Origin of the sequence: Brevibacterium antiquum, from assembly GCF_016107655.1 — a bacterium.
Lineage (GTDB): Bacteria > Actinomycetota > Actinomycetes > Actinomycetales > Brevibacteriaceae > Brevibacterium > Brevibacterium antiquum.
In genome coordinates this window covers 178,660-201,660 of the sequence record NZ_JABASX010000006.1, presented here as the reverse complement: position 1 = coordinate 201,660, position 23,001 = coordinate 178,660, and the positions used below count along the sequence as shown (strand labels likewise).

The window sequence follows — 23,001 nt, the reverse complement described above, 5'->3', positions numbered from 1 at the left end:
ACCCCGGCGCCGGACGTGACCACGCCGGGGTCGTTCAGTGACGTCAGGATGTTTAGCGACTCAGATTTATCCCTCCGCCAGCAGCTTGTCGAGCTTCTTGTAGCCTTCGACGATTCCCTGCTCCATGCCGGACGCGACCATGCCGTCCCTCGATTCCATCGAGTCGAAGATCGACGTCGAGCTCAGGCGAGTCCGTCCGTCGCCGAGGTCGGTGAGCGTGAGTATTTCCAAGCTCACCGCGTCCGGGAAGCCCTCGAAGGTGAAGGTCTGGACGATGCGTTCGTTCTCCCGCACCTCGTGGAAGGACCCGAAGAAGCCATACTCACCGTTGTCATCGGTGGAGAGGTAGCTCCAATTCCCGCCGGTCTGCGGGTCCCATTCGCGGATCGTGTTGGTGATCGTGTCCGGTCCGCACCACTTCACGAAGACCTCCGGGTCGGTGTGTGCCCGGAACACCTTGCCCGGGGTGGCTGCGAAATCGCGAGTGATCGACAGTGCCTGGCTTCCGTCGGGGACGTCGAGCTTGAGGCTCGAATAGTCGGTGTCGTTGGTGGTGGTCATGTCATGCTCCCTTGCGTGAATGTGCTGTGGATTCCTTCGCCGAGGCGGCTGTGGAGTCCGCGTGTTGAGTGTCCTCGTCCGCGTCCATCGATTCCAGGACTGCGTCGAGGCGTTGGTAACGTTCTTCGGCTTGGCGCCTGTATCTCTCGATCCATTTCGTCATCAGATCGAACACATTGTCTTCGAGGTGGACTGGTCTGCGCTGGGCGTCCCGGGTGCGAGTGACCAATCCGGAGTCCTCAAGCACCTTGAGGTGCTTCGACACGGCCTGGACGCTGACCTCGTAGGGTTCGGCGAGTTCGTTGACCGTGGCGTCGGCGATGGACAGCCTGGCCACCATGTCTCGTCGAGTCGGGTCGGCCAGGGCCGCGAACACCTTTGTCAGCTGGTCTGCCACTGACCCTCCATCCTGTATTCAACTAGTAGGTTAAATACAACTGTAGGCCAGCACCGACACGTATTCAACCGTTTCGTTGATTAAGTTTTTCGTAGGAGACGGACAAGCCCTCTGGCCAGTGCCGATAGTCGCCCGACTCCGATCTTGACTGTCTTCAACGACCGATTCCGCACTCATCATTTCCACTTCGCACCACCTCGGCGAGGCAGGACTGTCGTATGGTCGCAGTATCGAAAGTGCCGGATCAGGACTGGCGGTCAGAGCGATGATCGACAGTTTCGGTGCTCATGCTCGACAAGACGACGACGTCTGGGGAAAGACAATGGCAACTTTGCGACAACAGCTGTTCCGAGTGAAACCCGTGCCGCAGCAGGGCGAGGAGGCGGAGAGCGACCTCAAGCGCACAATCGGTCTGTTCTCGCTGACCATGATCGGCGTCGGGTCGACCATCGGCACCGGCATCTTCTTCATCCTCTCCGAATCCGTGCCCGTCGCAGGACCGGCAGTCATCTGGTCCTTCGTCATCGCCGGTCTCGTCGCCGGCCTCGCAGTGATCTGCTATGCGGAGCTCGCCGGCAGCGTGCCCGTCTCCGGTTCGTCCTATTCCTACGCCTATGCGACGCTCGGCGAGCTGCCGGCCATGGGGGTTGCGGCCTGTCTGCTCCTCGAATACGGGGTCGCAGGTGCCGCCGTCGCCGTCGGCTGGTCACAGTACGTCAATCAGCTGCTGTTCAACCTCTTCGGATTCGAGATCCCACACGCCCTTGCCTACGCCCCGGAGGAGGGTGGAATCGTCAACCTTCCGGCGATCCTGCTGCTGGCCATGTGCTGCTTCCTGCTGGTTCGCGGCACCGGCGAATCGGTCGTCATCAACACCATCATGGTGTGCACGAAGATCGGAGTCCTCCTCTTCTTCGTACTTGTCGGAGTCACCGGCTGGAATGTCGACAACTTCGCCGATTTCGCCCCCTTCGGCTTCTCCGGGGTGGTGGCCGGCTCCGGTCTGATCTTCTTCAGCTACGTCGGTATGGACGCCGTGGCTACGGCCGGCGATGAGACGAAGAATCCGAAGAAGACCATGCCCCGGGCGCTCATCGCCGCCCTCATCATCGTCACCACTGTCTACGTGCTGGTGGCCGTCGCCGCCCTGTCTGCTCAGCCCTGGCAGGAGTTCGAAGGGCAGACCGCCGGGCTGTCGGCGATTCTCGAGAACATCGTCGGCGCCCAGTGGCCCGGCACCGTTGTCGCCGCCGGAGCCGTGATCTCGATCTTCTCTGTCACCCTCGTCTCGATCTACGGCCAGACGCGCATCCTGTTCACGATGTCGCGCGACGGCATGATGCCCAAGCTCTTCGGCGAGGTCAATCCCCGCACACTCACCCCGGTCAAGGGCACGATCGTCGTGACCGTGGTCATCGCCATCCTGGCCGGCTTCATCCCACTGAACTTCCTCGCCGAGATGACGAGCATCGGCACCCTCGTGGCCTTCGTCGTCGTGTCCCTGGCCGTCATCATCCTGCGCGTGCGCGAACCCAACCTCGAGCGCGGCTTCAAGGTGCCCTTCTACCCGGTCCTGCCGGTGCTCGCGATCATCGGCTGCCTGTGGATCATCAGCAACCTGCAGCCCATCACGATCGTCGTCTTCCTCATCTGGACCGCGGTCGTCCTCGGGCTGTACTTGATCTTCGGTCGCAAGAATTCGGTGCTCGGCAAGCAGCGAGCAGCACATGACAGCATTGACGGAACTGGTTCCACGGGAGGGAAACAATGAGCATCGTCGTCGGCATCGCATCAGGTCAGGACAACCGACCAGCAGTTGAGTTGGGAATCGTGCTCGCCCGGTCCTACGGGCACCGGCTCGTCGCAGCGGCCATCGATTCCGCCGCCTGGCCGATGAGTCCCGTGCTTTTCGAAAGCGAATACCAGAAGAAGCTTCGCAGCGTCGCCGAGGCTGCCCTGGACGAGGTTCGGGTGCTCCTTCCCGATGACATCGAGTCCGAATGCCTCATCCACGGTGCTCGTTCATCGCGACGTGGACTGCTTGAGGTGTGCCAGAAGGAGAACGCCTTCCGCCTCGTCGTCGGCCCCGCGGCCGATGGGAAGCCAGGGCGGATCGCGCTGGGGTCCGTCTCCACCGGACTGCTGCACAGTGCCAGCCTGCCGGTGGCACTGGCCCCGGTCGGATACCGGGCCGCATCGGGCGCTCGCCTGCGGAGGATCACTGCCGCATACAGCGGTTCGTCCACCTCGGCGGATCTCATCCTCGGGGCCGCGGTGGTCTCTGCCGAGTCCGGCGTCCCCTTCCGCATCGCCTCGTTCGCTCCCCGATCGAGGGTGATCTCGGCGGCCGGAGTGGGACTCGACGTCGAATCCAGCGTCATCGACGAATGGGCCAACGTGATCCGGCGAGACACCGACGAGATACTGTGCTCGATCGATCATCTCCACATCAAGCCCGGCGAGACCGACGTGGCCATCGGGACAGGACCCGACTGGGCCAGTGCGCTGACTGCGGTCCAGTGGGAAGATCCCGAAGTCATGATGCTCGGCTCTTCCGGGCTCGGGGCGATCAAGCGCGTATCTTTGGGCAGCCACGCCATGCGGATCCTGCAGCACTCCCCGGTGCCCATCATCGTCGTCCCCCGGCGGGCCAAATCTGGTTACACCTCGGGGGCGTTCGGGGAGTAGTGCGCCGTCTGTCTGCGCACCGATATTGAGTGGTCTGAGTCAGGATAGACCGGTTGCAACCTATCTATCCTGACTCAGGCTGTATGTTTCTGGCGCGTGGAGCACCTGGCCCGAGGCGTGTACATCAGCGACAAAGAATCCGTCCAATACTTGAACGAATCCAACTTAGGATGCGAGACGTCGCTACCGTGGTTCCACAGGTTTACATAGCGCGTCCGTCCAACGACGGCCGGATGCGGGAGCCTGGCGAACAAGGAAGGAACCGTATGGAATTGCTGCGTTTGGGCCCCATCGGCCACGAGATCCCGGTAGTGCGCGACAACGACGTCCACTACGATCTGCGCCCCCTGACCACCGACATCACCCCAGAGTTCTTCGCCGAGGACGGCATCGGCAGGGCCCGCACCGCACTGGACGAAGGCAGCCTCGAACCCCTCGACGGAGCGGAGGGCCTGCGCATCGGAGCGCCCGTCACACGCCCCTCGGCCGTGGTGTGCGTGGGCATGAACTACGCGGCGCATGCTCGAGAGGCAGGGGCGGAGCCGCCCGAGGCGCCCGTCGTCTTCTTCAAGATGCCCTCGACGATTGCCGGCCCCTACGACCGACTTGAGCTGCCGCCCTATGCCACGAAGGCCGACTGGGAGGTCGAGCTGGGGCTGGTCATCGGCAGCCGGGCCTTCAGGGTCGCCTCGGCTGAGGAAGCGAATTCGCACGTGGCCGGCTATGTGCTGGCCAACGACCTGTCCGAACGCAGGTTCCAGATCGAGGAATCCGGCGGCCAGTGGTCGAAGGGGAAGAACCTTCCCGGCTTCACCCCACTGGGCCCGTGGATCAGGCCCGCCGCCGAGGTGGACCCCGGGTCCCTGCAGCTGCGCAGCTGGGTCAATGGCGAGGTGCGGCAGGATTCGTCGACGAGCGACCTGATCTTCGACGTCGGGCAGATCATCTATCAGCTCAGCCAGACGATGCCCTTCGAGCCCGGAGACGTGATCCTGACCGGCACACCTCAGGGCGTGGCGATGTCGGGGAAGTTCCCGTTCCTGACCGATGGCGATGTCGTTGAGATGGAGATCGACGGCCTCGGTCGCCACCGCCAGGCGGTGGCCGTCACGCAGTGACGACAGCCCAGAGGCATGCAAGAGGGGCGGTACTCCCGATCGGGAGTACCGCCCCTCTTCAGTTACTGCGTAAAGCTGTGGGAATCAGCGCTGCTGGTCGAAGCCGCCCTGTTCCTGGCCGCCTTCGTTTCCGCCACCGAAGCCACCCTGCTGCTGGCCACCCTGCTCGTTGTCGCCGCCGAAGCCGCCACCCTGCTGGTCGCCGCCACCCTGGTTGCCTTCGTTGCCGCCGAAGCCGCCCTGTTCCTGGCCACCGGACTGCTGTCCGCCCTGGCCGCCTTCGTTTCCGCCGCCGAAGCCGCCCTGCTGCTGGCCGCCCTGCTCGTTGTCGCCGCCGAAGCCGCCGGACTGCTGGCCTCCCTGGGACTGGCCGCTCTGCTCGTTGCCGCCGCCGAAGCCGCCCTGCTCGGACTGCTGCCCGCCCTGGCCGCCTTCGCTGCGCTCGTTGTCGCCGCTGCCGAAGCCGCCCTGCTGGCCGCCCTGTTCCTGGCCGCCACCGAAGCCGCCGCCCTGCTGCTCCTGGTCGCCGCCGCCGAAGTTCTCGTTGTCCTGTCCAAAGTTTTCCGACATGTTTAGCTCCTTGGTTGATGGCATACGGCCGCGTCTTGCGGCTTGGTTGCCAGTCTTAAACATCAACGGTCCTGACACAAGGGGGAACAAGGGAAATTGCGTGAAATTGGCTCAAGTCTCAGAGGCTGTTCATTTCCTGCCGATCTTCACAGCAAGCTCTGAGAAAACAGTCGGGGTGAATGACGTTTCAACAAGATAGGGTCACCGCTTCCACCTCCCGTCAGTCCTCCCGTCACTACTCCCCGTCAGCGGATGGACGCTGGATTCGTCGACCCGAGGGCGTTCTGAATTTCGAAATGTCGCTGTTGATCTTGCTGACCTGGCACCATTGCAGAAAGACAGAAACCGGAACAGACCGGTACGGCATCGACCGGCGCAGTCCGGTAGACAGATCCGAGCCCGATCGACGAACAGGAGTATCGACATGACAGCACGTCGTCTTCCACTGAGCGGTGTGCGAGTCCTCGAACTCGGCAACTACATCGCGGCACCCACCACCGGGCGCATGCTTGCCGACTTCGGTGCAGAGGTCATCAAGATCGAGCGCCCCGGCACGGGTGACGAGCTCCGCAACTGGCGCCTCAAGCAGGGCACCACCTCGATGCTCTACCGGACCATCAACCGCAACAAGAAGTCCGTCGTCCTCGACCTTCGCTCAGAGGAAGGCAGGGCCTCGGCTCTCGAGCTCGTGCGCCGCAGCGACATCGTGCTGGAGAACTTCCGACCCGGAACCATCGAGAAGTGGGGTCTCGGACCAGATGTCCTCGAAGAGGCCAACCCCGACATCATCCTCGTGCGCATCTCTGCCTTCGGCCAGACAGGGCCCATGTCCGAGCGTCCCGGATTCGCCGCCGTCGCCGAAGGCTATTCCGGCTTCCGCGAACTCGTCGGCGACCCCGACCGGCCGCCGGTGCGCGTGGGTATCTCGATCGGCGACTCCATCGCCGGTATGCAGGCCGCATTCGGTGCTGTGATGATGCTCTTCGATCGACAGCGCCAGAAGATCGCCGGTGCCGCTGAGGCTGTTACCGGCTCCGATCACAGCTTCGAAGGCAGGGCGTCTCTGGCCGATCGCACAGTCGACGTCGCACTGAATGAAGCCATGTTCTCCGTCATGGAATCCCTCGTCCCCGACTACTCCGCGTTCGGTGAGACACGCACTCGCACCGGCGGACGGATGGAGGGCATCGCCCCATCGAACGGCTACCTCTGCGCCGGCGGAAAATCCGTGGTCATCGCCGGCAACGGCGACGGAATCTACAAGCGCCTCATGGAGGCCGTTGACCGTCCGGACCTGGGCGAGGACCCTGATCTGCAGTCCAATGCCGGTCGCTGGGATCGGCGTGAGGAGCTCGACGAAGCCATCGGCGCCTGGTGTGCGAAGCGCGATGTCACCGAAGTTGTCGACACTTTGGAGACCGCCGGCGTTCCCGCCGGGCCGATCTACACCGCAGAGGATCTCGTGGCCGACGAGCAGCTCGCCGCACGCGGCATGATCCAACATCTCGATGTCTCGACCGGTGAAGAGACGCTGCCCGACGTGGCCTTCCCGGGAATCACCCCGGTCATCGGCGGCTCCTCGATCCCGATCGACCACCTCGGCCCGGATCTGGGTGAGCACACCGACGAGGTGCTGGAGCAGCTCGGCGGACAGCTGCCCGAACGCGACTGAACAATCACGACAGCATTGGGCGACGGCTCGGGCCAGAACCGAACACCCACGTCCGAACTGTCGAGATCCTGCGTCCCATTTAATGGGAGTGATTGCCTTCACTTCATTGCCGCTTCTCATATAGCGAACATTTCATGTCCGCGCTCACCGCAGGGATGTGGGGAACAGCTATGTTGGGTGCAGACGACAGCACGCAAAGGAGCGTGGTGCCGCTCTCGTCCCGCTCTCCGGGAATGAGGCAGGTCAAAGAAGGAGCTCTCACCATGGTTCGGCCCACATCGGTCACGATTCTCGACACCACGCTGCGCGATGGTCTCCAGATCGAGGACGCCATCGTTCCCACCGACGCCAAGGTCGCTCTGGGCGAGCAGCTCATCGCCGCAGGACTCAAGGAGATCGAGGTCGGATCGTTCGTCAATCCGAAGAAGGTCCCACAGATGGCCGACACCGGCGAGGTCCTGCAGCGCCTCCAGTCCCACGAGGCCGAAGGCGTCGACTTCTTCACCCTCGTCTTCAACCTCAAGGGTGCCCAGCGTGCCGTCGATGCCGGGGCGAAGAACATCAAGCTCGTCCTCTCTGCCTCCGAGGGCCATTCCCAGGCGAACTCCGACGCCCCGATCGCCCAGGCCACGCAGCGTCTCCTCGAGGCCGCTGACTTCGCCCGTGACAACGGCGTGCGCTTCGACATCACCACCGCGGTCAGCTTCATCTGCCCCTTCGACGGCATCACCGACGCGGGCCACCTCGTCGAGGTTCTGCGTCCCTTCGTCGAAGCCGGGGCACACGGCATCGGGGTCGCCGACACGATCGGAAACGCCAACCCATCATTGGTGTCCAGGAACACCTCGGCGGTCGTGGAAGCCTTCCCGGGCAGGCCGGTGAGCCTGCATCTGCACGACACGTACAACTTCGGAATGGCCAATGTCATCGCGGCCCTCGACCTGGGAATCTCGAATTTCGACGCGGCCATGGGCGGCCTCGGCGGCTGCCCCTTCGCACCAGGCGCGGCTGGCAACATCGGCACCGACGACCTTGTCCACCTCCTGCACCGCGAAGGCGTGAACACCGGCGTCGACGTCGAGGCGCTCTCGGCAATCCGGGAACCGCTCACCTCTGCCGTCGGCCACGAGCTGACCTCCAGCCTCTCCGCGATCCCCGCCGTCCCGGCTGCTTACCATGCTTGAGCAGGGCGAATCCTCGACCGTCGGCGCGGAGGAGCTGCCGCTGGCTGGCATCCGCGTCATCGAGTTCTCCCATATGGTCATGGGCCCCAGCTGCGGAATGATCCTCGCCGATCTGGGCGCCGAGGTGATCAAGGTCGAACCGCGCGGTGCCGGGGACAAGACCCGTTACCTGCCCGGCTCGGGGTCCGGCTTGTTCCCCGCCTTCAACCGCAACAAGCAGTCAGTCCAACTCGACATCGCCGAGGCGGCCGACCGTGACGTCGCTCTGTCTCTCATCGATTCCGCCGATGTTCTCCTCGAGAACTTTCGGGTCGGGAAGATGGAATCCATGGGCTACGGCTACGAGGAACTCGCCAAGCGCAATCCGCGCCTCATCTACTGCTCGCTCAAGGGATTCCTGTCCGGACCCTATGGTCAGCGCACCGCCCTCGACGAGGTCGTGCAGATGCTCGGCGGCCTTGCCTATATGACCGGTCCGCCCGGACAGCCGCTGCGCGCCGGAGCCAGCGTCAACGACATCATGGGCGGAATGTTCGGGGTCATCGGCGTGCTCTCGGCATTGCGCGTGCGCGAACGCACCGGTGAGGGACAGGTCATCAACTCCGCCCTGTTCGAGAACAACGCCTTCCTCGTCGGCACACACATGGCACAGGCCCAGCTCAGCGGGGAGCCGCTGCGTCCGATGCCCACCCGCCGGGCCACCTGGGCCGTCTACGACATCTTCCGCGACAGGCACGATGACCAGATCTTCGTCGCAGCCGTCAGCGACGGACAATGGCATGACCTCTGCGACGAGTTCGACCTGACCCAGCTGGCCGGTGATCAGGACCTCGAGACGAACCAGGGACGCGTCGATCAACGCGATCGCATCCACCGCGAGCTGCAGGCCGCACTGTCCCGACTCGACCTCGCCCAGATCGAGGAGAAGTGCACGCGCCGCGGACTGCCAGTCGCCCCGGTGAACACCCCGGCCGACCTCACCACCGACGCCCACCTCGTCGCCTCCGGGGCTCTGGCCAGCACCGGCCTGCCGAGCGGAGACCAGGTCGTTGTTCCCCTGCTGCCGCTGACCTTCGGTGGTCGGCGATTGGGACTGCGCAGCGATGTGCCTGAACCCGGTGAGCACAATATCCGCTACCGGGATGGTCCAGCCGAAGCCTCGGCGCGGGAACCCGGCCTCGAGTCGGATCCGAGAGACGAACCCGTCGACGCCGAAGTCGGCGAATCGAAGACACAGTCGCAGTAACACCCCGGTGCCCGGGCTCACCGCATGCCTCACCAGTACTCCCGGTGCCACCAGCACAGTCATTCCACAACAGCAGATATCAGTTGCATTCGAAGGAGAAGCAATGCGGTCAACGGCGATCACAGGACAAGGACGGGCCACCTCGGCGAGTCGGAAGAATCGGGCGGTGAAGCCCGCACTCACAGTCGGTGCGGTGCTCGCCTCACTGGCGCTCGTCGCTACGGGCTGCGGAAACAAGGCACAGGCGCCGGGGGAGGGCAGCGACTACCCGAAGGGCCCGGTCACGGTCAACGTCCCATCCGAACCCGGCTCCGGTTGGGACACCACCGCGCGTGCCCTGGTGGAAGCCCTGCAGAAGGAGAAGATCGTCTCCTCCCCGCTGCCGGTCCAGAACAAGCCCGGCGGTACGGGCTGCATGTGGATGACATCGATGATGCAGCAGGAGAAGGGCAAGGACGACCAGATCGCGATCACCTCGCTGGCCAGCCAGACGATGAAGGCTCGCGGACTCTGCGAATTCGGACCCGAGGACACCACCCTCATCGCCACCATGTACGTTGAGGACTTCATGGTCGTCTCCCCGGACAAGGGTGACATCAAATCGGTTGAGGACCTGGTCAAGGCACTGAAGAAGGACCCGCAGAAGGTCACTGTGGCCGCATCCGGCGATGACACGCTGCCGTTCGCACTGTTCGCCAAGGAAGCCGGAGTCGACCCGGCCGATATCAACTTCGTCAACTACGAAGGCGGCGGCGAGCAGACCACCGCCATGCTCAACGGTGATGCGAAGGTCGCCATCGCTGGGCTGAGCGAATTCCGCTCCGTGCTGGAATCCGGTGACATCAAACCACTCGTGACCTTCGCAAAGGAGCCGCTGCAGGCCCCATACGACTCGGTTCCCACGGCTGCGGATTCCGGTTACGACGTGACCCTGGGCAACTGGCGTGGAGTCTACGGACCGGCCGAAATGCCACAGGAAGCCGTCGACTATTGGGCCAAGACCCTTGAAGAGGTCAGCGAGACGAAGACCTGGAAGGACACCTTGGACAAGAACCAGTGGGCGCCGGAATTCCTCACCGGCGAGGAAGCCAAGAAGTATGCCGAAGACACAGCCGCCACCGTTGAGGAGGGCGTCAAAGAGACCGATCTGGGCAACAGCAAATGAGGACGCTGACTCCGGCGCTGAGGGGTGATGTCATCACCGGCATCGCCGTCACGCTTGTGGGCGCGGTCTACTACATTGCGACGTTCTGGATCCAGGGCACGAAGAACATCGTCACCCCGGCGACCTTCCCCGCGATCGTGGGCATCGCGCTCATCGTGCTCGGCGTCTTCCTTCTCGGACAGGCCCTGTACCGGAGCCGGAAGCTCGCCGAGGTGGTCCCAGCTGGGGCCGCCTCGGCGGGCAGAGCCTCGGCGAGAGGCGGTGCCGGCGCTGACGCGTCCGAGGAGGTGGTGGAGGTCGAGCCCGATGGGGTCGTCCTCGATGCTCCCGAGGGACCGAAGTCGAAGCAGGTCGTGCTGCAGTTCGCGCTCTTCTTCATCTACCTGGGAATCCTCATCCCGGTCGGCTTCTTGCTCTCCACGGCGGCCTTCCTGATGACGATGACCAGCATCTATGCCCCGCACCGGTGGGTGCGCAACCTCATCTTCTCGGTGCTCTTCTCTGTCGTCATCTACATCGCGTTCGTCTATGGGCTGGCCGTGTACCTGCCCGTCGGAATCCTGGGATAGGGGGCGGGCATGGACACACTCATCGATCTGGGCGGCGGCTTCGCCTCGGCGCTCGAACCACTGAGTCTGGCGTTCGCGCTCCTCGGCGTGCTGTTGGGCACCGTCGTCGGCGTGCTGCCGGGCATCGGCCCGATCTCTGCCATCGCCATTCTCATCCCGGTGTCCTTCGGGATGGAGCCGGTGCACGGCCTCATCCTGCTCTGCGGCATCTACTACGGCTCGATGTACGGTGGCTCGATCACCGCCACTCTCATCAAAACCCCTGGTGAGGTCGCCAGTGCGGTGACCGCCATCGAAGGCTATGAAATGGCTCGCCGAGGTCGGGGCAAGGCCGCGCTCGCGACCGCCGCAATCGGATCCTTCCTCGCCGGGACCCTGGCCATCATCGGGCTGACGTTCCTGTCTCCCGTGCTCGTGAAGCTGGCGAACGTCTTCGGCTCCACCGAATACTTCCTGCTCATGGCCACAGCACTCCTGCTGGCCTCGACGATGTCGTCCGGCTCGCGGGCGAAGGCCCTCATCTCGATCTTCATCGGCCTGGCTGTCGGCCTCGTCGGTCTCGACTTCCAGACGGGCCTGCCGCGCCAGACCTTCGGCATGAGCTTGCTCTCAGACGGCATTGACTTCACGATCTTCGCCATGGCCCTCTTCGCCATCCCCGAAGCGATCCGCAACCTCGCGCTGGGGCGCGGAGCCAAAGATGTGATTCAGAGCTTCGGAGACGACAAATGGATGACGAAGCAGGACTGGCAGCGTTCGGCCATGCCCTGGGCCCGCGGCTCGGTGCTCGGTTTCATCATCGGCATCCTGCCCGGAGTCGGCCCGTCCCTGGCCTCGTTCATGTCCTACATCATGGAGAAGCGGATCTCGAAGCGGAAGTCCGAGTTCGGCCACGGTGCCATCGAAGGCGTCGCCGGACCCGAGGCCGCGAACAACGCCGGAGTCGGCGGTGCCATGATCCCGCTCTTCAGCCTCGGCATTCCGGGATCGGCGACTACGGCCCTGCTGCTCTTCGTCTTCACCATGTACGGGCTGCAGCCGGGACCGCTGATCTTCCGCGACGAGTCGGGCCTGATCTGGACGATCATCGCCAGCATGTACATCGGCAACGTGGCCCTGATCATCCTCAACCTGCCGCTCGTGGGTGTCTTCGTCAAACTGCTGAAGATGCCCAAGGAGATCCTGTTCTCCTCAATCCTCGTCCTCGTGGCCATCGGTGCCTACGCGATCGAATTCAGCCTGTTCGGACTGATGCTGCTCGGCATCTTCGGCGTCATCGGCTATCTCATGGACAAGGGCGGAATTCCACTGGCACCGTCCATCCTGGCCCTCGTCCTGGTGCCGCTGCTGGAGGACAACTTCCGGCGCATGCTCCAGATCTCGGGCGGATCGTTCATGCCGTTGCTGACCCGACCGGTGTCACTGTCGATCATCGTGCTCATGGTCCTGGGCATCGTCGGACCCATCATCTTCCGCTGGTGGGTGCGCCGCCGCCAGCTGTTGGCCGATGTGAGCGTGGCATGAAAGAGAACCCCATGACTGATAACTCCGCGACCACTGGCAGCTCCGAGGTCTCTTCCGTTGCGTCTGCCTCGTCTGGCATCACCGCCCCGGCGAAGGAGATCGGCGTCATCGACCGCAGTGCCGCGATCCTCACAGCACTGCAGGACTCACCGATGACCGCCGCCGAGGTGTGCCGTCGTCTGGGGTATTCGAAGTCCACGACCTACCGGCTGCTGGCAGATCTGCGCACTCACCGCTTCATCGTCCGCGACAACAACGGACTGCTGCGCCTGGGCCCGTTCCCGGGCAGACGCAGCATCGCAACGACGAACTCGGTGCTCGAGCATCTGCGAACTCTGACCAGTGAATCGGTGCAGCTGTGGGTCCGCGTCGGCGAAGATCGGGTGTGCGTGCGCAACGTCGAAGCCGACCACGAACTCCGCGTCTCCCGCAGCGTCGGCACCGTCCTCCCGCTCGTCGACGGCGGATCTGCCGCGCTGGCGCTGTGCGGGCCGGGCAACCCACAGGAGTTCTACGCCACGAAGCAGGCACGGGTGAAGGGAACCGCCTCGGCGAGTGTGGCCTTCACAGTCGGTGGAGCGATCCTCGCACTCTGCGTGTCCTACCCGCTGACCCGGGAGCCGGACAATGTCGCTGGCGCCTACCGGGCCGTGCTGGGTCAGGCTGCGGTCGAACTCAAAGGGCTGCTCGAGGATAGCGAAGAGTTCGCAGTTCTCAGGGATATCGCGCGATTGGCCCTGGGAGCGCGTCGGACTGAATGAGGGGTGGTTCGAGCACGATCGCCGGGAGCGATCAGGGCGGACCTACGCGGTGTGATCAGGCCGGGGGTTGGCCGAGGTAGAAGCCGGTGGTGCGCTCGGCGGCCGCGGTGGCATCGGCCTCGGGCGTTCCCTCTTTTGCCGATGCTTCACCCCAGCGCCTGCTGGATTCGCGGACGAACGTCTCTCCCGCCTCCGACTGGATGAAGGCCTCTTCGTCTTCGGGCCTGCCCGTGCCTGCCATCAGGTGCAGGGCGAGGCCCAGGAACGCCAGGTCCCAACCCACACCCGTGGCGCCGGGGCCGAACTGGGTCCAGAAATCTGAACCGGCCTCGGCGGAATGGGAGTGCTCCAGCGTCATCCGGGCACGGTCGCCATCCTCTTCGACTCTCACGGTGACCTGACTCGAGTCTCCGCCGAACTCCCAGGAGATGCTGTAGGACTGCGTCGGCTCGCAGGCGGTCACCGTGCCCGAGGCGTTGCCTTCGATGTCGTAGCGGCCGCCGAGCTCGAGGTTCCCGGTGACTGGTGCGAACCAGCGTTCCAGACGCTCGGGATTCGTGCACGCATCCCAGAGGTCCTCGACCGTGGTCGGGTATGACTGGCTGATCGACTGAACCGTGTGCTGGGTGCCGTTGTCGAGTTCGATGGACAGGCCCCGATCGACGTTCTCGGCCTGTGCTGCGATGATCTCATTTTGGTCGGTCATGATCTCTCCTCTGGTGTGGCGGGTGGAGTCGTCGAATCGGTGGATCGAGGTCTGTGGAGGGGGCCCGCTGTGGAGTCGCGGTGGATGACGTGGGTCTCGACCGACTGCTGGAGTGCATCGGTTTCTTCGGCTGATGTGGCCGCAGTCTGAATTCCTTCTGCGTGAGGGGCTCGGCCATCGCCTCGTGAGTCCGAAGAGTCGAGGGCGCGGGTGAGCAGCCTCATGCAGGCGCGGCCGAACTCGCGGGGGCGTAGGTCTACGGCTGTCACGGGCGGATCCATGTAGCCGAGAACGGGTGAGTCGACGGCGGCTGCGACGAGGAGGTCAGTGCCGAGCGTTCGACCGTGACTAGCCGCCGAGGTGACGACAGTGAGGACCGAGCCGTCGGTCAGAGCTAAGATCGCGTCGACCTCTCCGGACTCGAGCAGCCTCTTCGTTGCGCGCCGGGTCGTTTCCGACATTCCGTCGAGGGAGGCGGATTCGATGCGTGTTTCGACACCGTGGTCGCCGCACCATTTCCGGTATGCGTCCTCGATCGTCATTGACCAGGACATGCGCTCTTCAGGGGAGATGATGGCAGGAGAGTGTGCTCCTGCTGCGGCGAAGGCGTCGAGGATCTCCTCTGTTGATCCGGCATGGTCCGAGGTCACGGTGCCGGTCAATTGGGCAGATTCCTGTGGCATCTCTTCGCCGCTGATGACGGGCAGCCCGAGTTCGAGTAGGCGTGGGATGACGGGGTCGTCGAGGGTGGGATCGAGGATGATGACCCCGTCGGCACGCAGCCGTGCAGCCGACTCAGCAGAATGCGGGACGAATGTGACCGTGTGGTCGGAGAGCTCGGCCTCATCGATGATGCCGAAGGTTGCCTCCATGTAGTAGCTGAGGACGCTGACGTCCTTCGGCAGATACACGGCGACGATGCCCGTCCGTGAGGAACGGAGGTTCTGGGCCGTCCGATTCGGTGAGTACCCGAGCTCGGCGGCGATCGCGAGCACCCTCGAGCGGGTCGACTCAGAGACGCCGGGGCGCCCGGAGAGTGCGAACGACGCCGCTGACCGGGACACCTGCGCGCGATCAGCGACCTGCTGCAAGGTCACGGGCGAAGTCGTCATGAGCCGACCGTAGCAGAATCTTCAACTGCTGTTGCGCATGTCACTAAACCGATTTAGTATTGGTGACCGAAGCACCGCAATTCGCACCCAGTACCACCTGCACCCCAGTGCCACCCATGACGCAGTACGACTCAAAGGAGAGCATCGTGTCTCAGGAATCGCCCCCGCAGCTGAGACGGGCCCTCGGTCTCGTCGGACTCACCCTCTTCGGGCTGTCCTATATGGCTGTGGCCACCGTGTTCACCACCTACGGGATCGTCAACCAGGTCACCGATGGGCACCTGCCTCTGGCCTATGTCGTCGCCCTCATCACCATGATCTTCACAGCCCTGAGCTACGCCGCCATGGTGCATCGGTTCCCTGTGGCGGGCTCGGCCTACACGTTCGTCCAGCAGTCGTTCGGCGGTACGGCCGGATTCCTCACTGGCTGGCTGCTCCTGCTCGACTACCTCTTCATCCCGATGATCAACTTCATGATCCTCGGGCTCTACGTCGGCACCCAGTTCCCGAGCATCCCGACCCAGGTATTCTCTCTGGCTGCCGTGATCATCGTCTACGTGTTCAACGTGCTCGGCATCAAACTCGCCAACCGCTTCAACATCGCCACCATTGCGATCTCCGTGGCCACGGTCATCGTCTTCGCGATCCTCGCGCTCAAGATGGCGATCAGCGATCCCAATGCTCCCGGTCTCCTCGAGCCCTTCACCATCGGAGCCGAGGGCTTCAGTCCGATCCTCACCGGTGCCGGCATCCTCGCCCTGTCGTTCCTTGGCTTCGATGCCGTATCGACGCTGTCCGAAGAAGCCAAGCATCCCAAGCGGGATATTCCGCGAGCCATCCTTCTCACCACGCTGCTCGGCGGAGGCATCTTCATCATCGTCTCCTGGGTGGGTGCGCTCGCCTATCATCCCGACGATTGGAGCAGCGTCCCGCAACAGCTTCTCGACGCGGCCGGTGTCGTCCTCGCCGACCACGTGGGCGGTCAGGTGCTGGCTGTTGTCATGGTGATCTCCTCGATCGCTGGATGCCTGGGATCCGGACTGGCCGGCCAGGTCTCGGTGTCGCGAATCCTGTACTCCATGGGACGTGACGGCACCCTGCCGCGAGTGCTCGGCAAACTGTCCGCGCGGTTCAGGACACCGGCTGTCGCGACCACCGCGGTCTCCATCGTCGCTCTGTCCTGCCTATTCCTGTCTCTCGACCAGGCGGCCTTCATGATCAGCTTCGGCGCACTCGCCGCCTTCAGCATGGTCAACCTGTCCGTCGTCCGTGCCTATATCTTTCCCGCATCCGGCGAGGCGCACCGGAGCCCCTGGGGAATCATCCGCTACGGAGTCATGCCGCTCATCGGCTTCGGACTCAGCATCTGGCTGTGGACTTCGCTGGAGCCCTTCACCTGGGTGATCGGAGCTGTCTGGGCCGTGATCGGTGTCGCCATCCTGCTCGCCAGAACCCGCTTCTTCCGCCGTCCCGTCCCGACCTTGAACTTCGCCGAAGACGACCCGAGCGAGACCGAATCAGCAGCGACGAAACAGGAGCAGAAGTGAGCGCAGGAACCATCCCGGAGATCATCGTCCGCGCGAACAACGTGCACACGATGAACTCGAACGCAGGCAACGACAGTGAGAACGACCCCACCGGGGGTGTCTCAGCGATTGCTGTGGCAAGTGGACTGATCACGGCAATGGGCACACGATCCGAGATCGAGGCACTGGCCACCTCGGCGACTGAGATCATCGACGTTCGGGGGACGATCGTGCCCGCGTTCACCGATGCGCACGCACACCCGATCATGAGCCTGTCGATGACCCGAGGTGTCGACCTCACCACCTGCCGGAACCAGGACCAGGTCGCTGAGGCCCTCCGTGCGGAAGCTGCCGACCTGGGCCCGGGCGAGTGGGTGCTGGGCTGGGGGCTTGACCCCAACGCCTTCGCTGATGAGGCCATCACGAATGCCGTAATCCACCGTGCTCTCGGAGCAGAGACGAAGACCTTCCTGTCCTTCTTCGACGCCCACTCGGCACTCGCCTCCGAGGCCGCTCTTGCGGAAGCGGGCATCGACGAGTCGCGCACCTATCCCGGGAACTCCTCGGTCGTCGTCGATGAGTCGGGGCGCCCCACCGGACACCTCCTGGAGTTCGCGGCAATGGAGGAGATCCGCTCGATCATCCCCGCACTGAGCTTCAAGGAGCAGGTGGACGCCCTGATCGACCTGCTCAACGCGATGGCGGCTCAGGGCATCGCCGCCATGCACGTCATGGACATGAACGACCCCGAATCCTTCGACCTGCTCACTGCTGCCGAGGCGCGAGGACCGCTGCCGGTGAAACTCAGGTTCTCGCCCTGGTGTGCTCCGACGACGACCGACGCCGAAGTAGCTGAGCTCATCGAGTCCCAGGGCCAAGGCGGCGACCGGTGGCAGATCGGGGGAGTGAAGCTCTTCATCGACGGCACGGTCGAAGGCGGAACCGCCTGGCTCGAAACGCCGGACTCGAAAGGTGAGTCGACCACCTCGGCGTGGGGCGCCATCGATGACTACGCGACTCGTGTGTGCGAACTCAACGCAGAGGGAGTGCCCACGGCGACCCACGCGATCGGGGAACGAGGCATCCGTGAGGTCGTCGAAACCCTGGCGGCACTGCCCAGCACCGGAGTGCAGCACCGGATCGAGCACATCGAATCTGTGGCCAAGGACGTCATCGACCAGCTGGGTGCGGCGGGAATCGCGGCGAGCATGCAGCCGACCCACTGCACCCATTACACAGCAGCAGACGGCAGCGACGACTGGTCGCAGCGCCTCGGCGAGGTGCGCGCCGCACGTGCGTGGTGCACCCGCGACGTCATCGACGCCGGGGGAGTACTGGCGCTGGGCTCCGACTACCCGGTCGCCCCGTTCGCGGCACTGCCGATCATGGCCGATGCCCAGTTGCGCCGCCCGGTCGAGGACTCCGACGTTGCACCCGTGCTTCCCGAGCAGGGACTGAGCCCCGCCGAGGCGCTGGCCGGGTACACGACTGAGCCGTTCGCTGCGATCGGAGAAGAAGGCGGGTACCTTGCAGTGGGACGAGCGGCGACCTTCGCCGTCCTCGACGTCGACCCGCTCGTGGCCGCACCGGAGGATCTGGGGCATGGGAAGGTGCTGCTGACGGTCTCCGATGGCATCATCACGCATCGCGCATGACGCGTCGGGCTTGAAGCAGCGCGCTGCGATTCTCGATGAGCGGGTGGAGAAGCAAGCTGGCTATCTGCCGGGGTCGAAGGCCCGAGCCTGATCTCCCGACACAGGGGCGTCGGGGCTCTGTGTCGGGAGACCAGCAGGGGTCAGCTGACCTGAAGCTCTCCCATCTCGTCCCAGCCCTCACCGTCGATCTGGCGAGAGATGATCTTCGGAGTGGACACGAGGGCGCTGTTCATCGGTCCGCCGTCTGCGGTCGCCTTCTGGAAGTGGTCGGACTTCACGTGCGCTTCGGCAGCGTCGTCATCGAAGGCTTCGACGAGCACGTACTCATTGGGGTCGTCGAGGCTGCGTGACCAGTCGAACCATTTGTTTCCTGGCTCGGCTCGTGTCGCCTCGGTGAACTCCTTGGTGATCTGCGGCCATTCCTCGGCCTTCTCGGGCTTGACCTGGAACTTGACGACGATGAAAATCATGTGGATCCTTTCGTAGCTGATTGGGTCGGCGGGGTCTTCGCCGACACTGGTGCTGGTTGAGGTGCGGTGTGTCTCAGGAGAACTGCATGCCGCCGTCGACGAGCATGGTCTGGCCGGTGATGTAGTCCGAGTCCTCGCTGGAGAGGAACGACACGAGGTTCGCGACATCCTCGGGAACTGATACACGTCCGAGAAGGATGTCTCCCGCGTACTTCTTGATTGCTTCCCCTTTGGCCAATCCCTCCTGTTCTCCGAGCTTCTCATCGATGAGATCCCACATCGAGGTTCCCACAATGCCTGGTCCGTAGGCGTTGACGGTGATCCCGTGTTTCGCCCATTCCATCGCGGCACCCTGCGTCAGTCCGCGCACAGCCCACTTCGTGGCCGAATAGGGTGAGAGCAGTGCGAACGGGCGGAAGGCGACGATCGATGCGGCGCCGATGATCTTTCCGCCGTTGCCCTGTTCGATCATCTGCTTGGCAGCGGCCTGGTAGGACAGGAATACGCCGGTGATGTTGACGTTGAGGATCTTCTCGAAATCCTCTTTCGAGTAGTCGATGAGGGGTTCGACCTGAGCGATGCCGGCATTGGCCACGAAGACGTCGAGCTTTCCGCCCACCTCGACGGCGGTGGCCACGAGTGCTTCCACCGAGGCCTGATCGGTGACGTCGACTTCGGCTCCGGTGGCCTTGCCGCCGGCGGCTTCGATGGTCGATACCGTTTCCTGTACTCCCTCCTGCATTGTGGGAAGGTCGGCCACGATGACGTGATGTCCGTCGGCGCCGAGGCGCTGTGCGATGCCTTGGCCGATTCCTCGTGCTGATCCTGTGACGACGGCGATGCTGTTGGTCGTGCTCATAGTTGTACCCCTTCGTGTCTCGTCCTTGAGTGAGCACGATCAGTCTGTGTGGGAACGGACCGAAGAGAATACAGGCGTTCTCATGTGACGAGAAACTGAAATCGGCGCCTCAGGAGGCCTCTCGATGGGTGCCGCCGCGCAGATACCTCGAACACAGCCCGGCATGCTGACGCAGGGTCGACTCGAGTACCTGCATCCGTCCGTTCGCCTTGCTCGACGGGGTGCTCACAGCGATCGCCCCGACCTGCATGCCGGTGCCGTTGCGGACGGGAACCGCGGCGCAGGTCTGCCGTGGCAGGAACTCGTCGTGTTCCCATGCGATGCCTCTGGTGGCCACCTCTTCCAGGTGGATGTCGAGAAGATCTCGCCGCACGATCGTATGTGGAGTGAGCACCTGCATTCCACGCGCGTCCAGGTACTCGGTGCGCTGAGCCTCGGGCATGGCCGAGAGCAGGATCTTGCCGAAGGCAGTCGCGTGGGCAGCCTCATGGAAGCCGAAGCGCAAGGGACGGAGCCGCGGATGCTTCTCGCAGTCGGAGGAGTAGGTGAGCAGAATGTCCGACCCACGATAGATCGCGAAATAGGCGGCCGTGCCCAGACTGCGATGAAGCTCATCGGTGATCTGGCGGATGGGGTGCGGTGCAACGAGACGCTGCTGAAAGGAGAGCCCGAGTTCAAAGCACTTCGGCCCGAGCTCGAAGCACTTGTCTTCCTTGAGATAGACGAGGTAGTTGCAGTCTTCGAGTTCGTGGAGCAGGCGATACACCGTGGGAAGAGGGATCTCCAGACGGTTGGCCACGGTCTTCGCCGAGGCGCTGCCGGAAGCGGACACCGCCTCGAGCACGGAGAAGGTCCGATGGATGACGGCACTATTCGACATTTGCGCTCCTATGATTATCGCCTCGCGAGAATAAGGATAGCGGCTGGTGTTACGGATCACATAGGTTGCTTGTGACCGGTTCGGCAAAGGTGCCCGGGATCAGCGAGATATCAGCACCGGGACACCAGAAGAGGAGCAAAGGAGCACCAGATGGCATTCCCCGCCAAATTTCCGTCGCTGAATGCGATGGAGATGACCGATGAAGCTCGGCGAACACTCGTCAGAGTTCTGCGTGTGGCGTTTCCACATGAGAATTTTCCCGATGGACCCTATGAACGGACCGCCGACAAGATCCTCGTCGAAGCCGACGCTGAGACCTGGTTCCGGGTGGCACTGATCCAGGGTCTGCAGTCACTTGATCAGCTCTCGGACAAGAGCTTCTGCTCACTGGGTGACGACGAAGCCCTGCGGGTGCTGCGCCGGGTCGAAGGCACGGAGTTCTTCGGATTCGTTCGCCGCACCGCGGCACTCGGCCTCTACGACGACGAAGAGGTGTGGGAGATCCTGGGATACCAAGGTCCGTCGTTCGACCTCGGCGGCTATGTCCATCGAGGATTCAACGATCTGGACTGGCTGCCCGAACCGCGCATCCTCTATCCGGAAGGCGAGGACCTGCCAGAACTCGGCCCAGGTGCGCACCTGGGACCGCAGACGGTCAACGTGGCAGACGAATCGACGAATCAGCCGAGCGCTGAGCAGGCCGACATGGGCGAGGTGAAGAGATGATGGCAGCGAAACCAGCGTCCGGTGGCAGTGTCACCGGCTACAGCATCGACCAGAACGACGAGGCAGTCGTCATCATCGGGTCAGGCGCCGGAGGTGGCACGCTCGCGTATGAGCTGACGGCCAAGGGAATTCCCGTCGTCGTCCTCGAAGCAGGTCCCCATCTGGGACATGACGATTACGTCAACAACGAATGGGAAGCGTTCAACCAGATGGCCTGGCTGGATCCGCGGACGACGACCGGATCGTGGCGAATCGCGCAGGACTTCCCCAACCTGCCGGCATGGATCGTCAAAGCCGTCGGAGGCACGACGACCCACTGGTCCGGAGCCACCCCGCGTTTCAAGAATCATGAGTTCCGTGCCCGCAGTGCCTACGGACGCATCGAGGGAGCCAATCTCCTCGACTGGCCGATCACGCTCGCGGAGATGGCTCCGTACTACGACCGAGCCGAGAAATCGATGGGTTCGACTCACGTCCACGGACGTCCGCCCCTGCCGGCGAACAACAACTACAAGGTCTTCGCCAACGGCGCCAAGGAGGTCGGGTACCGCTACTACGCCACCGGCCCCTATGCCACCAATGCCGAGGAATACGATGGCCGTCCCGCTTCGATCCAGGATGGCTTCAACTTCCAGGGAGACAAGAACAAGTCGAAATGGTCGACCCTGGTCAGAGAGATCCCACGAGCAGCGGAGACGGGCCTGCTCGATCTCCGTCCCGATTCTCAGGCCGTCCAGATCACCCATGATTCAGAAGGGAACGCCGACGCTGTCCTCTACCTCGACGGGGAAGGAAATCTGCAGCGTCAGGCCGCCAAGCTGGTGTGCGTGGCCGGAAACTCGATCGAAACGCCCAGGCTGCTGCTCCTCTCGGGCACACCGAGCTTCCCCGACGGGCTCGCGAACTCCTCGGGACAGGTGGGGCGAAACTACATGCGCCACCTCACCGGGACAGTGTGGGGGCACTTCGACAAGCCCGTGCGAATGTACCGGGGTGAGACCATGGCCGGCGTCATCGCCGATGAGTCGATCCACGATCCCGACCGCGGATTCGCAGGAGGCTACTACATGGAGACGATCTCGCTGGGCCCGGCCTTCATGTCGGCATTCGTCGAGCCCGGCGCCTGGGGTCCTGACTTCGCCGCGCTCATGGATCGCTACCTCAACACGGCCGGCATGTGGATCGTCGGAGAGGACCTGCCGCAGGAGTCCAACCGGATCACACTGAACACCACGGTCAAGGACCAGTACGGTCTTCCCGTACCGAACGTCCACTACGACGATCACGTCAACGACCTGGCAATGCGCGAACACGCCTACGCTGCAGGTGAGAGCGTCTACAGGGCGGTCGGGGCACAGACCTCGCATCGGACACCGCCGTATCCGTCGACGCACAATCTGGGCACTGCGAGAATGAGCGAACGACCTGAGGACGGTGTGGTCGACAAATGGGGCCGCTCCCATGATGTGAAGAACCTCTTCATCTCCGACGGTTCGGTCTTCACCTCAAGCGCGGCGGCCAATCCGACTCTGACCATCGTCGCACTGGCGATCCGGCAGGCGGAATACATCGCCGAACAGCTGCGGACTCAGCAGCTTTAGGAAGGAACCAC

The 23,001-nt window shown here is 63.6% G+C and carries 22 protein-coding genes; 15 read left to right on the top strand and 7 right to left on the bottom strand.

What is annotated here, in order from left to right:
- Positions 1-66: 66 nt before the first annotated feature.
- Both JFC13_RS11905 and JFC13_RS11900 read right to left on the bottom strand, forming a co-directional pair.
- Positions 67-561: an SRPBCC family protein gene (locus JFC13_RS11905; protein WP_198397287.1), complete on the bottom strand. Its 495-nt coding sequence runs from the start codon at positions 559-561 to the stop codon at positions 67-69.
- 1 nt (position 562) lies between these two features.
- Positions 563-958 (bottom strand): ArsR/SmtB family transcription factor, encoded by a 396-nt coding sequence (locus JFC13_RS11900; protein WP_198397286.1) that lies wholly within the window; start codon positions 956-958, stop codon positions 563-565.
- Positions 959-1,280: 322 nt separating this feature from the next.
- On the opposite strand from JFC13_RS11900, the gene JFC13_RS11895 reads away from it, so the two are divergent.
- The 11 genes from JFC13_RS11895 (at position 1,281) to JFC13_RS11845 (ending at position 13,455) form a co-directional block, all read left to right on the top strand.
- Positions 1,281-2,729 (top strand): APC family permease, encoded by a 1,449-nt coding sequence (locus tag JFC13_RS11895; protein WP_198397285.1) that lies wholly within the window; start codon positions 1,281-1,283, stop codon positions 2,727-2,729.
- Positions 2,726-3,646, top strand: coding sequence for a universal stress protein (locus tag JFC13_RS11890; RefSeq protein ID WP_198397284.1), 921 nt, complete (start codon positions 2,726-2,728; stop codon positions 3,644-3,646). Before JFC13_RS11895 ends, JFC13_RS11890 begins: the two co-directional genes overlap by 4 nt.
- 266 nt (positions 3,647-3,912) lie before the next feature.
- Positions 3,913-4,764, top strand: coding sequence for a fumarylacetoacetate hydrolase family protein (locus tag JFC13_RS11885; protein ID WP_198397283.1), 852 nt, complete (start codon positions 3,913-3,915; stop codon positions 4,762-4,764).
- A gap of 15 nt (positions 4,765-4,779) precedes the next feature.
- The gene (locus tag JFC13_RS11880; RefSeq protein ID WP_198397282.1) at positions 4,780-5,340 is read left to right on the top strand and encodes a hypothetical protein; all 561 of its coding nucleotides are present in this window, start codon (positions 4,780-4,782) and stop codon (positions 5,338-5,340) included.
- Between the two features lie 418 nt (positions 5,341-5,758).
- Entirely contained in the window at positions 5,759-7,006 is a 1,248-nt protein-coding gene (locus tag JFC13_RS11875; protein WP_198397281.1) for a CaiB/BaiF CoA transferase family protein, read from the top strand.
- A 263-nt stretch (positions 7,007-7,269) separates the two neighbouring features.
- Positions 7,270-8,190, top strand: a complete 921-nt coding sequence (locus JFC13_RS11870) for a hydroxymethylglutaryl-CoA lyase (RefSeq protein WP_198397280.1) — start codon at positions 7,270-7,272, stop codon at positions 8,188-8,190.
- Positions 8,183-9,436: a CaiB/BaiF CoA transferase family protein gene (locus JFC13_RS11865; RefSeq protein WP_198397279.1), complete on the top strand. Its 1,254-nt coding sequence runs from the start codon at positions 8,183-8,185 to the stop codon at positions 9,434-9,436. Before JFC13_RS11870 ends, JFC13_RS11865 begins: the two co-directional genes overlap by 8 nt.
- Positions 9,437-9,602: 166 nt before the next feature.
- The gene (locus JFC13_RS11860; protein ID WP_332839398.1) at positions 9,603-10,601 is read left to right on the top strand and encodes a Bug family tripartite tricarboxylate transporter substrate binding protein; all 999 of its coding nucleotides are present in this window, start codon (positions 9,603-9,605) and stop codon (positions 10,599-10,601) included.
- Entirely contained in the window at positions 10,598-11,170 is a 573-nt protein-coding gene (locus JFC13_RS11855) for a tripartite tricarboxylate transporter TctB family protein (RefSeq protein WP_198397277.1), read from the top strand. Before JFC13_RS11860 ends, JFC13_RS11855 begins: the two co-directional genes overlap by 4 nt.
- A gap of 9 nt (positions 11,171-11,179) precedes the next feature.
- Entirely contained in the window at positions 11,180-12,694 is a 1,515-nt protein-coding gene (locus tag JFC13_RS11850) for a tripartite tricarboxylate transporter permease (protein WP_198397276.1), read from the top strand.
- Positions 12,695-12,705: 11 nt separating this feature from the next.
- Entirely contained in the window at positions 12,706-13,455 is a 750-nt protein-coding gene (locus JFC13_RS11845; protein WP_232488536.1) for a helix-turn-helix domain-containing protein, read from the top strand.
- A gap of 55 nt (positions 13,456-13,510) precedes the next feature.
- Here JFC13_RS11845 and JFC13_RS11840 read toward each other — a convergent pair whose 3' ends face one another.
- On the bottom strand, positions 13,511-14,161 hold the full coding sequence (locus JFC13_RS11840) for an SRPBCC family protein (protein WP_198397274.1): 651 nt from the start codon (positions 14,159-14,161) through the stop codon (positions 13,511-13,513).
- Complete coding sequence (locus JFC13_RS11835; RefSeq protein WP_198397273.1) at positions 14,158-15,273, bottom strand: LacI family DNA-binding transcriptional regulator; 1,116 nt, start codon at positions 15,271-15,273, stop codon at positions 14,158-14,160. Before JFC13_RS11835 ends, JFC13_RS11840 begins: the two co-directional genes overlap by 4 nt.
- Positions 15,274-15,419: 146 nt before the next feature.
- On the opposite strand from JFC13_RS11835, the gene JFC13_RS11830 reads away from it, so the two are divergent.
- On the top strand, positions 15,420-16,820 hold the full coding sequence (locus JFC13_RS11830) for an APC family permease (protein ID WP_332839397.1): 1,401 nt from the start codon (positions 15,420-15,422) through the stop codon (positions 16,818-16,820).
- On the top strand, positions 16,817-18,454 hold the full coding sequence (locus JFC13_RS11825) for an amidohydrolase (RefSeq protein WP_198397271.1): 1,638 nt from the start codon (positions 16,817-16,819) through the stop codon (positions 18,452-18,454). The genes JFC13_RS11830 and JFC13_RS11825 overlap by 4 nt, the downstream gene beginning before the upstream one ends.
- A gap of 140 nt (positions 18,455-18,594) precedes the next feature.
- Here JFC13_RS11825 and JFC13_RS11820 read toward each other — a convergent pair whose 3' ends face one another.
- The 3 genes from JFC13_RS11820 to JFC13_RS11810 all read right to left on the bottom strand — a co-directional run bounded on the left by JFC13_RS11820 (position 18,595) and on the right by JFC13_RS11810 (position 20,663).
- Positions 18,595-18,924: a putative quinol monooxygenase gene (locus tag JFC13_RS11820; RefSeq protein ID WP_198397270.1), complete on the bottom strand. Its 330-nt coding sequence runs from the start codon at positions 18,922-18,924 to the stop codon at positions 18,595-18,597.
- Between the two features lie 73 nt (positions 18,925-18,997).
- Entirely contained in the window at positions 18,998-19,783 is a 786-nt protein-coding gene (locus JFC13_RS11815; RefSeq protein ID WP_198397269.1) for an acetoin reductase, read from the bottom strand.
- 109 nt (positions 19,784-19,892) lie between these two features.
- On the bottom strand, positions 19,893-20,663 hold the full coding sequence (locus tag JFC13_RS11810; protein WP_198397268.1) for an IclR family transcriptional regulator: 771 nt from the start codon (positions 20,661-20,663) through the stop codon (positions 19,893-19,895).
- 150 nt (positions 20,664-20,813) lie between these two features.
- Here JFC13_RS11810 and JFC13_RS11805 point away from each other — a divergent pair, with 150 nt between their 5' ends.
- Complete coding sequence (locus JFC13_RS11805; protein WP_198397267.1) at positions 20,814-21,389, top strand: hypothetical protein; 576 nt, start codon at positions 20,814-20,816, stop codon at positions 21,387-21,389.
- Positions 21,389-22,990: a GMC family oxidoreductase gene (locus JFC13_RS11800; protein WP_198397397.1), complete on the top strand. Its 1,602-nt coding sequence runs from the start codon at positions 21,389-21,391 to the stop codon at positions 22,988-22,990. The genes JFC13_RS11805 and JFC13_RS11800 overlap by 1 nt, the downstream gene beginning before the upstream one ends.
- Positions 22,991-23,001 lie beyond the last annotated feature (11 nt).

Excerpts from the sequence above, each read along its gene's own strand:
- JFC13_RS11905 (WP_198397287.1), bottom strand. The coding sequence starts at position 561 with ATGACCACCACCAACGACACCGACTATTCGAGCCTCAAGCTCGACGTC.
- JFC13_RS11895 (WP_198397285.1), top strand. The coding sequence starts at position 1,281 with ATGGCAACTTTGCGACAACAGCTGTTCCGAGTGAAACCCGTGCCGCAG.
- JFC13_RS11890 (WP_198397284.1), top strand. The coding sequence starts at position 2,726 with ATGAGCATCGTCGTCGGCATCGCATCAGGTCAGGACAACCGACCAGCA.
- JFC13_RS11885 (WP_198397283.1), top strand. The coding sequence starts at position 3,913 with ATGGAATTGCTGCGTTTGGGCCCCATCGGCCACGAGATCCCGGTAGTG.
- JFC13_RS11880 (WP_198397282.1), top strand. The coding sequence starts at position 4,780 with ATGCAAGAGGGGCGGTACTCCCGATCGGGAGTACCGCCCCTCTTCAGT.
- JFC13_RS11875 (WP_198397281.1), top strand. The coding sequence starts at position 5,759 with ATGACAGCACGTCGTCTTCCACTGAGCGGTGTGCGAGTCCTCGAACTC.
- JFC13_RS11870 (WP_198397280.1), top strand. The coding sequence starts at position 7,270 with ATGGTTCGGCCCACATCGGTCACGATTCTCGACACCACGCTGCGCGAT.
- JFC13_RS11865 (WP_198397279.1), top strand. The coding sequence starts at position 8,183 with ATGCTTGAGCAGGGCGAATCCTCGACCGTCGGCGCGGAGGAGCTGCCG.
- JFC13_RS11855 (WP_198397277.1), top strand. The coding sequence starts at position 10,598 with ATGAGGACGCTGACTCCGGCGCTGAGGGGTGATGTCATCACCGGCATC.
- JFC13_RS11850 (WP_198397276.1), top strand. The coding sequence starts at position 11,180 with ATGGACACACTCATCGATCTGGGCGGCGGCTTCGCCTCGGCGCTCGAA.
- JFC13_RS11845 (WP_232488536.1), top strand. The coding sequence starts at position 12,706 with ATGACTGATAACTCCGCGACCACTGGCAGCTCCGAGGTCTCTTCCGTT.
- JFC13_RS11840 (WP_198397274.1), bottom strand. The coding sequence starts at position 14,161 with ATGACCGACCAAAATGAGATCATCGCAGCACAGGCCGAGAACGTCGAT.
- JFC13_RS11835 (WP_198397273.1), bottom strand. The coding sequence starts at position 15,273 with ATGACGACTTCGCCCGTGACCTTGCAGCAGGTCGCTGATCGCGCGCAG.
- JFC13_RS11820 (WP_198397270.1), bottom strand. The coding sequence starts at position 18,924 with ATGATTTTCATCGTCGTCAAGTTCCAGGTCAAGCCCGAGAAGGCCGAG.
- JFC13_RS11815 (WP_198397269.1), bottom strand. The coding sequence starts at position 19,783 with ATGAGCACGACCAACAGCATCGCCGTCGTCACAGGATCAGCACGAGGA.
- JFC13_RS11810 (WP_198397268.1), bottom strand. The coding sequence starts at position 20,663 with ATGTCGAATAGTGCCGTCATCCATCGGACCTTCTCCGTGCTCGAGGCG.
- JFC13_RS11805 (WP_198397267.1), top strand. The coding sequence starts at position 20,814 with ATGGCATTCCCCGCCAAATTTCCGTCGCTGAATGCGATGGAGATGACC.
- JFC13_RS11800 (WP_198397397.1), top strand. The coding sequence starts at position 21,389 with ATGGCAGCGAAACCAGCGTCCGGTGGCAGTGTCACCGGCTACAGCATC.